Origin of the sequence: Pusillimonas sp., assembly GCF_035515275.1 — a bacterium.
In the GTDB taxonomy this organism is placed as follows: Bacteria; Pseudomonadota; Gammaproteobacteria; order Burkholderiales; family Burkholderiaceae_B; genus Pusillimonas.
Genome location: NZ_DATJBQ010000028.1, coordinates 1 through 9,892, shown reverse-complemented (window position 1 = coordinate 9,892; position 9,892 = coordinate 1). Strand labels below are relative to the sequence as shown.

Sequence of the window (9,892 nt, the reverse complement as noted above, 5' to 3'; positions counted from 1 at the left end):
GTGGGCGCAAAACTGACCTGCTGCTGGCGCTGCTCGTTATTGGTGGCCGAACCGCAACTGATATCAACCGTGCCGTTGGCCACAAGCGGAATTCGGGTAGACGACGTGACCGAGACTTCGCGAACCTTCAGTTCGGGCAAGCCCAATTTGTCTTTTAATGCTGCCACAATGCCATAGCAAATATCAATCGAATAGCCCACCGGCTTTTGGGCGTCGTCCAGGTACGAAAATGGAATGGAAGACTCGCGCACACCCAGCGTAATCTGCCCCGATTGCTTGATTTTGTCGAGGCGCCCCTGTGCCTGCGCCGCCACCGGCATGGCCATTAACACCGCCAACATCATGGGTAAGAACTTCATCGCGTCTCCTGGTTTTGCTGTGGATGCCACACGGCGTTAAAGCGCTTCGGTACCGCATTCTCCGGTACGGATGCGTATGGCCTGTTCAACCGGCATGACAAAAATCTTGCCGTCGCCGATTTTTCCGGTACGAGCCGCCTTGACAATGGCTTCAATCGCCGGCTCGACCATCTCGTCCGGCACAACCACCTCGATACGGATCTTCGGCAGAAAATCCACCACATACTCGGCGCCGCGATAAAGCTCGGTATGCCCCTTTTGTCTGCCAAACCCTTTGACTTCCGTAACGGTCAAGCCGCTTACGCCGATGTCGGCCAGGGCTTCGCGTACTTCGTCGAGCTTGAACGGTTTGATAATTGCCGCGATCAGCTTCATGTGTTCTTCTCCGAAAGTATATGGGTGCTTAATCGCGAAAGCCGTTGGCAATAGGCATGCGCCAATCGCGGCCAAACGCCCTGGAGGTAATCTTGGGGCCCACGGCGCCTTGCCTTCGCTTGTATTCGTTGATGCGTATCAGCCTTAGCACCTGCGCCACGGTTTCTTGCGCATGCCCGGCCTGCACGATTTCTTGCATCGATTGGTTCTGCTCGACATAGCGTTCGATAATGTCGTCCAGCACATCGTACGGCGGAAGGCTGTCCTGATCGGTCTGGTCGGGGCGCAGCTCGGCCGAAGGCGGCCGCGTGATGATGCGCTGAGGTATGACCGGCGAACGCTCGTTGCGCCAACGCGCCAAAGCATACACCATGGTCTTGGGTACATCTTTAAGCAGGGCGAAGCCGCCGGCCATGTCGCCATACAGCGTGCAATAACCCGTTGCCAGCTCCGATTTATTGCCCGTGGTCACCACCAGGCTGCCGAACTTGTTCGACAGGGCCATCAGCAGGGTGCCCCTGATGCGAGCCTGTATATTCTCTTCGGTGGCATCGACAGGCAGGCCCGCAAACAAAGGGGCAAGCGCCGCATCGAAACTGTCGGCCAAGGCGCCTATCAGTATCTCGTCGTACACCACGCCCAGATTGCGGGCCATTTCACGGGCATCCACCTGCGAAATGTCTGCCGTGTAACGCGACGGCATCATCACGGTGCGCACGTTCTGCGCTCCCACGGCATCGACCGCCACCGCCAGAACCAGCGCCGAATCCATGCCGCCCGACAAACCCAGCACAATTTGCTTGAACCCGGTCTTTTGCATGTAATCGGAAAGTGCCAGCTTCAAGGCTTCGTATACTTGCGCAAGGGTGGGCGGCCAGTGCTGGAGCGCCGGCTGCCACGCATCGCCTGCCCTGGGCGTGTTGAAAAAACCGCCCTGCAGGGGCTTGCCGCTTGCGTCGATTTCAAGCACCGACCAGGCTTCCTGAAAGGTGGGTAGCCGCAGCGCCACCTTGCCTGCCGGGTCGAGCACGAACGAGGCGCCATCGAACACAAGCTCGTCCTGGCCGCCGACCTTGTTCACATAGACGGTGGTCATGCCGTGCACATTGGCGCCCATCTGTTCCAGGCGCAATTGCTGCTTGTCGGTGCTGTAAGGCGAAGCATTCAGCACCAGCAATACTTGAGCGCCATGCTCGGCGGCCATGGTGGGCGCGGACTTGAACCAGGCGTCTTCGCACACGTTCAGACCGAACCTTACGCCCTTGACGTCAAAGACGGCCGGTTCCCGGCCCGCCGAAAAATAGCGCTCTTCATCGAATACGCCGTAATCGGGCAGCTCGTGCTTGCAGTAACTGACCAGCACCCGGCCCTCGGCCACCACCGACGCAACGTTATACAGCTTGTTGTCAATGCGCTTGACATGCCCGACCACCACGTGCAGCTCGTTGCCGAGCTCGTGCAGGTGGGCACACAATTGCGCAAAGACCTTGTCGTGCCTGCGAATGAATTCGCCACGCAAGAAAAGGTCTTCGGCCGGGTATCCGGTAAGGGTCAGTTCGGGCGTAACCAGCAGGTCAACGCCCTGCCCTTGCGCCCAGCGCGCCGCCTCGAGCACTTTGGCGGCGTTTGCGCCCAGGTCGCCCACCCGAGTGTTGATCTGGGCAAGGCCGACTTTAACAACCGTCATTGACAGTAGCCCGTGTAAGAATCATGGAACCAAAATTATCGCATGAAGCGTAAGGCGGCCGGTTCGCCAAATCGCTTTAACCGGCGTCCAAAGAAATTGGCTTGCGCGGGCCTTCGACCTGACGAGCCACGCCTTGCAGGCCGTACACAAAATCGGCGCCCGAAGGGGCTTGGTACAACTGCAGCGAGAGCTCGGGCAAAATGGCCAGAAGATGGTCGAAAACGTCGCCCTGAATGCGCTCGTACTCGACCCACGCCGTGTTGGCCGAAAAACAATACACCTCGACTGGAATCCCCTCGGACTCGGGCTCCATCATCCGCACGATCATCAGCATGTCCTGGCGCAACTCGCGGTGCTGTTTAAGGTAGGCCAGCGCATAGGCACGAAACGTACCCAGATTTGTGAGCCGGCGGCGGTTCACCGGATCGGCCGCGGCCTCGCCCAGGGCCAGGTTGCTTTCCTGAATGTCGGCTTCTTTGCCTGCCAGGTAGTCCTTCAGCAGATTAAAACGCGAAAGGTCACGCACCTCGTCTTCCGTCAGGAACCGAACCGTGGCGGCATTGATTCGCATGGTGCGCTTGATGCGCCGCCCGCCCGACTCGAACATGTGGCGCCAGTTGCGATAGCTTTCAGAAAAAAGCTTATAGGTGGGAATGGTGGTTACTGTCTTGTCCCAGTTTTGCACCTTGACCGTATGCAGCGCAATGTCGATGACGAAGCCGTCGGCGTTGGCTTGCGGCATCTCGATCCAGTCGCCGATACGCAGCATGTCGTTGCTGGTCATTTGCGTGCTTGCCACCAGCGACAACAGCGTGTCTTTGAACACCAGCAGCAATACCGCCGACAACGCACCCAGACCAGACAACATCAACAGCGGCGAGCGGTCGATCAGCAGGGAAAAAACCAAAATAATGCAGATGCACCACAGCGCAATGCGGGCCAGCTCCACATACCCCTTGATCGACCGGGTCTGCGCGCGGGTGGTGGCTGCATACATGTCGAGCCATGCCTTGAGCAGGCGGCTTAAGATCAGAAAGAAATAAACCAGGCTTACCGCCTGCAAGAACCGCGACACCGGCCCCACGTATTTTTCGGTAATGGGCAGCAAGGTTACGTTGACGGTAAGGACCAGCAGCGGCACCAGGTACCCTATGTATCGAAAAACGCGATGCCGGTGCAAGGCTTCAGACCACTGTTCCTGGCCTATGGCCTTGAGCATGCGACGCGCCACAGTCAGGGCAACTTTGTCGGTCAGCCAACTGGCCATCAAAACCAGAATAATCAGCACGCCCAACCCGATCGCCACCTGGGCCCAGACCGAATCAGGCACCAGGCCGCCCAGCCAGTTGTCGCCAAACCAGGCGGCCATCAGGTTGTTGTTTTCTATTGCCAGATCCATGCTCGACATCTTGATATTCGCGAAACGCCCCGCGCAAGCGGGTGCGAATGCTTAATTTCCTCTAAAAAAGCCTAATACAATACACAATACTTCAGGCGCGCAATATTTCGTTGCAGGCGGCTATTTTATAATTCGGCTCTATGTCTAAAAATTCTTCTTCCGGGCAAAATCAATTTGCCAACAAAGCCCAGGCATGGTCTGCGCGCTTTTCCGAACCGGTTTCCGATCTTGTAAAACGCTACACGGCCTCGGTCGACTTTGACCAGCGCCTTGCGGCGGTCGATATTCAGGGCTCGCTGGCCCACGCCGACATGCTGGCGGCCATCGGCATCATCAGTGCGCAAGACAACGCCGACATACAACGCGGCATGGCGCAAATACTGCAAGAGATCGAACAGAACCGATTTGAATGGTCGCTCGACCTTGAAGACGTTCATCTGAATATTGAAAAACGCCTGGTTGAACTGATTGGCGACGCCGGCAAACGCCTGCACACGGGCCGCTCGCGCAACGACCAGGTCGCCACCGATATTCGCTTATGGCTGCGACAAGAAATCGACACCGCCATTGCCCTGCTGAGCCAATTGCGCCACAACCTGGCCGAACTGGCCCTGCAACAGGCCGAAACCATTTTGCCCGGCTTTACCCATTTGCAGGTGGCCCAACCGGTAACTTTCGGCCACCATCTGCTGGCCTACGCCGAAATGTTCGAGCGAGACCAGCAGCGCCTGGCCGACTGCCGCAAGCGGGTAAACCGCCTGCCTCTTGGTGCCGCCGCATTGGCGGGTACATCGTACCCGATCGACCGCGAGCGCGTGGCCAAAACCCTGGGCTTTGACGGCGTATGCAGAAACTCTCTCGACGCTGTGTCTGACCGCGATTTTGCCATTGAGTTCTGTGCCGCCGCCGCACTGATCATGACCCACATCTCGCGGCTTTCAGAAGAGCTGGTGCTGTGGATGAGCCCGCGCGTGGGCTTCATTGACCTGGCCGACCGCTTCTGCACGGGCAGCTCGATCATGCCGCAAAAGAAAAACCCCGACGTGCCCGAACTGGCGCGCGGCAAGACGGGCCGCGTCAACGGCAACCTTATCGCGCTGCTTACTTTAATGAAAGGCCAGCCTCTGGCCTACAACAAAGACAACCAGGAAGACAAAGAAGGCCTGTTCGACTCGGCCGATACGATCCGCGACACCCTGACGATTTTTGTTGACATGGTCAGCGGCATTCGGGTCAAGCCCGACGCCATGCGCGCTGCCGCGCTGCAGGGTTTTGCCACGGCCACCGACCTGGCCGACTATCTGGTCAAGAAAGGCGTGCCCTTTCGCGATGCCCACGAAACCGTGGCGCATGCGGTACGCGCCTGCGAAGAACAGGGCTGTGATCTGGCTGACCTGACACTCGAGCAATTGCAAGACTTCCATAAGCTGATCGAAGCCGATGTGTTCCAGGTTCTTACGCTTGAAGGTTCGGTGGCGGCACGCAACCATATCGGCGGCACAGCACCCGAACGCGTCAAGATCGAAGCTCAGCGCGTGCTCGACGAGACGCGCTGATCTTTGTGTTCTACGCGTAATGGGCGGCCTTTGGGGTCGCCCATTTTTTTTGCGTGGTTTGAGGTTTTTGCGTGGCTGGAGTTCTAAATACGGCGTGGGGCGGGGTGGGGTATTTGGGCGCCGGCAGCTGCGGCCGGCTTTGCCGGCTTCCCTCTCGAACTGTCGTCTGCGGGGCGCACGCAGAACTCGCAACGTCGGGCCAGTGGCCCGACACCCTTGTTGCTCAAACATGCTGCGTGCTTGCCTCCCCGCAGACGACAGTTCGCTCGGCTTGCTAACGTCGCCCAAATACCCCACCCCGCCCCACGCCTTCCGTTTACGATGATTGAGGCGCTTAAAGGACCTCGTGTAATAGGGATGCCGGGGCTGTTTGCTGTGATGCTGTGATGCTGTGATGCTGTGATGCTGTGATGCTGTGATGCTGTGATGCTGTGATGCTGTGATGTTGTGATGCTGTGATGCCGCTGATGCCGCTGATGCCGCTGATGCCGCTGATGTCCCTGGTGTCGCTGGCGTGGCTACTAAGACTCATGTCGCCGATGTCGACGTAGCCAAGGCCCCCCTTCCCTAGCACGAAGAAATGCCTCTGATCCCAACCGCAGTTCCTGCGATGCGGGGCAGGTCTTTTTCGGGCGTTGGCGCGAGAGCCGGGCGCCCTGAGAAGGGAGCCCGAAGGGGCGGACGATCAGGGCAGGCGGGCCGAAGGCCGAGTGCCTCCGCCCGAAAAAGACCTGCCCCACAGCGCAGGAACGTTTCAAGAACCAGCACAGCGACGAACCACAGCGCAGGAACGTCTCAAGAACCAGCACAGCGACGAACCACAGCGTAATAACGTCTCAAGAACCAGCAGCAACGGAGCTTACGCGTCAAATACAGCGATAGACTCCACATGTCCAGTATGCGGAAACATGTTCACAACACCCGCCGCGCTTAAGCGATAGCCGCCTTCGTTCACCAGAATACCGGCATCGCGCGCCAAGGTAGCCGGGTTACACGACACATACACCAGCCGTGTCGGGCGTTCAGGCCCCTTCAGCTCTGCCAGGGCGCGAGAAACTGCTTCTGCCCCCTCGCGCGCCGGATCGATCAACATGCGATCGAAGCGGCCCAGTTCGCGCAACCAATCAACATCCACATTGAACAGATTCAGGGCCGTAAAGCTTGCCCGCTCGGCCAGCCCGTTCTGCGCAGCGGCGACCTTGGCGCGCTCGACCAAGGCCTGGTTGCCCTCTATGCCGACCACTTGCCGCGCACGCGTAGCAAGGGGCAGCGTAAAGTTGCCCAGGCCGCAGAACAGGTCGGCCACCCGGTCGTCCGGCTGCACGTCAAGCAGGTTCAGCGCCCGGGAGATCAACGCGCGGTTGATCTGGCTGTTGACCTGGGTAAAGTCGGTGGGCCGATAAGCCATGCGCAACCCGAACTCGGGCAACAAATACGCCAGCGAGTCAGTATGAACACGGTCCAACGGATGAACCGTATCCGGCCCCTTGGGCTGCAACCACCACATGATCTCACGCTTGGCCGCAAACGCTTTCAGCAACTGGATATCACCAGGGCTTAAAGCCTCCATGTGCCGCAATAGCAGTGCGGTCCCTTCATCACCCACCGCTACTTCTATCTGAGGAATGCTTTTGGGGGCACTTAATGCGCCGATGAGCTCGCGCAAGGGCATCAGCAGGTTTGACACATGGCGCGGCAGCACCAGGCATTGCTCCATGTCGGCCACGTAGCTGCCGCGCTTTTCGCGAAAGCCAACCAGCACACCGCCCTTTTTGGTTACCAGCCGCACTGAAAGCCGCGCACGGTAGCGATAGCCCCAGTCGGGGCCATGCATGGGCGCCAGAATCTGCGCGGGGCTGACCTTGCCGATGTGCTCCAGGGCGTCTTCCAGCACACGCTGCTTGACCGCCACCTGCGCGGCCGGCGTCAAGTGTTGCATGGCACAGCCGCCGCACTGCCCAAAATACGGGCAGGCCGGCGTCACCCGCTGCGCCGACGACCGCACTATCCGCTCGACACGAGCGGTGTCAAACGACGCTTTACGCCGCGCGATATTGGCGTATACCTTTTCACCCGGCAAAGCCCCTTCGACAAACACGACCTTGCCGTCGCGGTGCGTCACGCCACGGGCCTCAAGGTCCAGGGATTCAATCTCAAATACTTCCGACATATCAACGATTCGACCAGAAAAAAGTCAGGATCGAATTGTAAAGGACGCGGGAAAGCGCAGCAGACGCCGAAAGCTTCCGTGCGCAAAAAAGGCGCCCTGTGAGCTGCCGAATGACGGCGGGCGCCTCTAGAAAATACCGCTACGGATTATGGTGATCAGTCTGCTGTTGGTGCTGCAGCTTCCGGCTTGGCGCTGTCGGCCTGCTCGGCGCTGTCAGTCTGCTTGGCACGGCGTTCTGCGTACTTTTGCATGCGTTCAGCGCGCTTTCCGGCTCGTTCGGCAAGCTGCTGGCCAACCAGCTTTTGCTGTCCTTCGTCCAGGGAATCCCAAACAGCCAGCCATTTTTCGCTGATTTTTGCACGGCTTTCGATGGCGGCCTGGTGCGCAGCTTCGGCATCCTTCAGGGCGGCACGTGGGTCAAGCTTGCCGGCCTTCAGGGCTTCATAACGTTCTTGCCGTTCCTCTTTCATGGCGTCGAATCGGCCGGCGCGATCGCCTTTCTGAGCTTCTTGCGCCTGTTGAAGCAGCTTCTTCTGCGAGTCGTTCAGCTTCAGGGCCTCGACGCTTTTTTCACCCAACGAACCGTAGCCGGGAACCACAAAGGCCGCACGACGCTGGTCGCGATGGCGATGCATGTGCTGATGGTGGGGGTGGGCGTGATGGCCGCCTCGAGTGGCGTCTGAAGTGGCCGGCGCCGACTGTTCGGTCGCTGTTGTGGCAGGAGCAGCGGCAGGCTGTGCGAGGGCCACGCCCTGCACCGAGACGGCGGCGGCGATGGCGGCAAGTTTAAAAATCAGGGCGGATTTGGTCTGGTGCATGGTGGCTTCCTTCTACATTCTTCAATAGGAGCAGCCATTGTCGGCCCGGAGCGGTTTCGAAACTGTTTCGCCGCCGACAATCTGTTTTCAAACGATTTCAGGCGTTCCACACCGCCATGTATTCTTTCCAATGCCCGGCGTCGCTGGCCGATAAGGTTTCGCGCACCAGGTCGACCTCGGCCTGATAGGCGGTTTGGTCAAGTTCGCCACGCAAGAACCGAAACCGGCAATACACCAGCCAGGTATTCACAACGTCTGTTTCGCAATAGGCGCGAACTTCGTCGGCCTTGCCGCTGGACCAGGCGCGCCATACTTGCCCGCCGTCCATGCCCAGCTTGCCCGGAAACCCGCACAATTTGGCCAGGTCGTCGAGCGGCGCGTTGGCACGGCCGTTGTACTTGGCCAGAAGATCCATGAGGTCAATATGGCGGTTGTGATAGCGGCTGATGTAGTTGTTGTACTTGAAGTCGCGGTCGTCTTCGCCGGTGTCCCAATAACGGGGGGCGGGCACCCCATGAATCAGGCTGCGATAGTGCAAGACGGGCAGATCAAACCCCGAGCCATTCCAACTGACGAGGCGGGGCGTGTAATGCTCGATGGTCTTGAAAAAGCCCGAGATCAGTGCCGCCTCGGGGTCGTCGGCCTGCCCCAGGGTTTTGACACGAAAGCCGTTGTCGTCTCGAAACACACAGCCCACCACCGCGATTTTGTGCAGGTGCAGGGGCAGAAAACCGGTACCGTGGGATTCCATGCGCGCCTGCAGCGCCGCTTCAATAACCTGCTCGTCGGTCCAGGCCGGGTCGTAGGTACCCAGGGTACGCAACCCCTTGGCGTCGGGTATGGTTTCAAGGTCGAAGACCAGGGTTGGGGTCATCGTTTGGGCAGGTACGAAAGCGGGTTGACCGGCGTGCCGCTGCGGCGAATTTCAAAGTGAAGGCGTGGCGAGCTGGTGTCGGTCTGGCCCAGCAGCGCAATTTTGTCGCCCTTGGAGACTGTGTCGCCCGACTTGACCAGCAGCTTGTCGTTGTGGGCGTAGGCGGTAATGAACCCGTTGCTGTGGCCCAAAAGGATAAGGTTGCCCAAGCCCCGCACACCGTTGCCGGCATACATGACCTTACCCGACGCAGCCGCCACGACCGTGTCGCCCACCGCCCCTTCGATGTCAATGCCTTTGGTATTGGTGTTGAAACCTTGAATCATTTTTCCGCTTGCCGGCCAGCCCCAGGAAATGAGGTTGGCGTCGGACGCCGGCATGGGAATGGGGGGCTCGGTAGGCGTAACCGGCGTTACCGGTGCCGGGGTGGCAATACTGGGAGAGGGCACCCCCGGTGCGCTGTCGGAAAGACGTAAGGTCTGACCCACGCGCAATTGGCTGGGGTCGGAAATATTGTTCAGCCGCACCAGGGTGGCTATGTCGATGCCATGGCGTTGCGCAATCTGGTACAGCGTGTCACCGGGCCGGACCACATAGGTGCCGGTTGCAGGTTCGGTGGCCGTTTGCCCGCCCGACATATCGGTAACCGGTGCG

Annotated in this window: 9 protein-coding genes; 1 reads left to right on the top strand and 8 read right to left on the bottom strand. The window is 59.3% G+C overall.

Features of this window, described 5'->3' with window-relative positions; genetic code table 11:
* From VL003_RS01830 to VL003_RS01815, 4 genes are all read right to left on the bottom strand, one after another.
* Positions 1–359 (bottom strand): transporter substrate-binding domain-containing protein (locus VL003_RS01830; protein ID WP_325438995.1); only part of this gene is annotated, 359 nt, incomplete at its 3' end.
* 36 nt (positions 360–395) lie between these two features.
* Positions 396–734 (bottom strand): P-II family nitrogen regulator, encoded by a 339-nt coding sequence (locus VL003_RS01825; RefSeq protein ID WP_325438992.1) that lies wholly within the window; start codon positions 732–734, stop codon positions 396–398.
* Between the two features lie 28 nt (positions 735–762).
* On the bottom strand, positions 763–2,421 hold the full coding sequence (locus tag VL003_RS01820) for an NAD+ synthase (RefSeq protein ID WP_325438990.1): 1,659 nt from the start codon (positions 2,419–2,421) through the stop codon (positions 763–765).
* 76 nt (positions 2,422–2,497) lie between these two features.
* Entirely contained in the window at positions 2,498–3,790 is a 1,293-nt protein-coding gene (locus tag VL003_RS01815; RefSeq protein ID WP_325438997.1) for a mechanosensitive ion channel family protein, read from the bottom strand.
* Positions 3,791–3,960: 170 nt separating this feature from the next.
* On the opposite strand from VL003_RS01815, the gene argH reads away from it, so the two are divergent.
* Complete coding sequence (gene argH, locus VL003_RS01810; protein ID WP_325438988.1) at positions 3,961–5,376, top strand: argininosuccinate lyase; 1,416 nt, start codon at positions 3,961–3,963, stop codon at positions 5,374–5,376.
* A gap of 859 nt (positions 5,377–6,235) precedes the next feature.
* Here argH and rlmD read toward each other — a convergent pair.
* The 4 genes from rlmD to VL003_RS01790 all read right to left on the bottom strand — a co-directional run.
* Entirely contained in the window at positions 6,236–7,546 is a 1,311-nt protein-coding gene (gene rlmD / locus VL003_RS01805) for a 23S rRNA (uracil(1939)-C(5))-methyltransferase RlmD (RefSeq protein ID WP_325438986.1), read from the bottom strand.
* 155 nt (positions 7,547–7,701) lie between these two features.
* Entirely contained in the window at positions 7,702–8,364 is a 663-nt protein-coding gene (locus VL003_RS01800; protein WP_325438984.1) for a hypothetical protein, read from the bottom strand.
* Between the two features lie 97 nt (positions 8,365–8,461).
* Complete coding sequence (locus tag VL003_RS01795; protein ID WP_325438982.1) at positions 8,462–9,238, bottom strand: 3'-5' exonuclease; 777 nt, start codon at positions 9,236–9,238, stop codon at positions 8,462–8,464.
* The coding region (locus VL003_RS01790) for a peptidoglycan DD-metalloendopeptidase family protein (protein WP_325438980.1) at positions 9,235–9,892 on the bottom strand (658 nt) is incomplete at its 5' end. The genes VL003_RS01790 and VL003_RS01795, both read right to left, overlap by 4 nt.

Bases quoted from the DNA above. Each gene is read 5' to 3' on its own strand.
- VL003_RS01825 (WP_325438992.1), bottom strand. From the start codon at position 734: ATGAAGCTGATCGCGGCAATTATCAAACCGTTCAAGCTCGACGAAGTA.
- VL003_RS01820 (WP_325438990.1), bottom strand. From the start codon at position 2,421: ATGACGGTTGTTAAAGTCGGCCTTGCCCAGATCAACACTCGGGTGGGC.
- VL003_RS01815 (WP_325438997.1), bottom strand. From the start codon at position 3,790: ATGGCCGCCTGGTTTGGCGACAACTGGCTGGGCGGCCTGGTGCCTGAT.
- argH (WP_325438988.1), top strand. From the start codon at position 3,961: ATGTCTAAAAATTCTTCTTCCGGGCAAAATCAATTTGCCAACAAAGCC.
- rlmD (WP_325438986.1), bottom strand. From the start codon at position 7,546: ATGTCGGAAGTATTTGAGATTGAATCCCTGGACCTTGAGGCCCGTGGC.
- VL003_RS01800 (WP_325438984.1), bottom strand. From the start codon at position 8,364: ATGCACCAGACCAAATCCGCCCTGATTTTTAAACTTGCCGCCATCGCC.
- VL003_RS01795 (WP_325438982.1), bottom strand. From the start codon at position 9,238: ATGACCCCAACCCTGGTCTTCGACCTTGAAACCATACCCGACGCCAAG.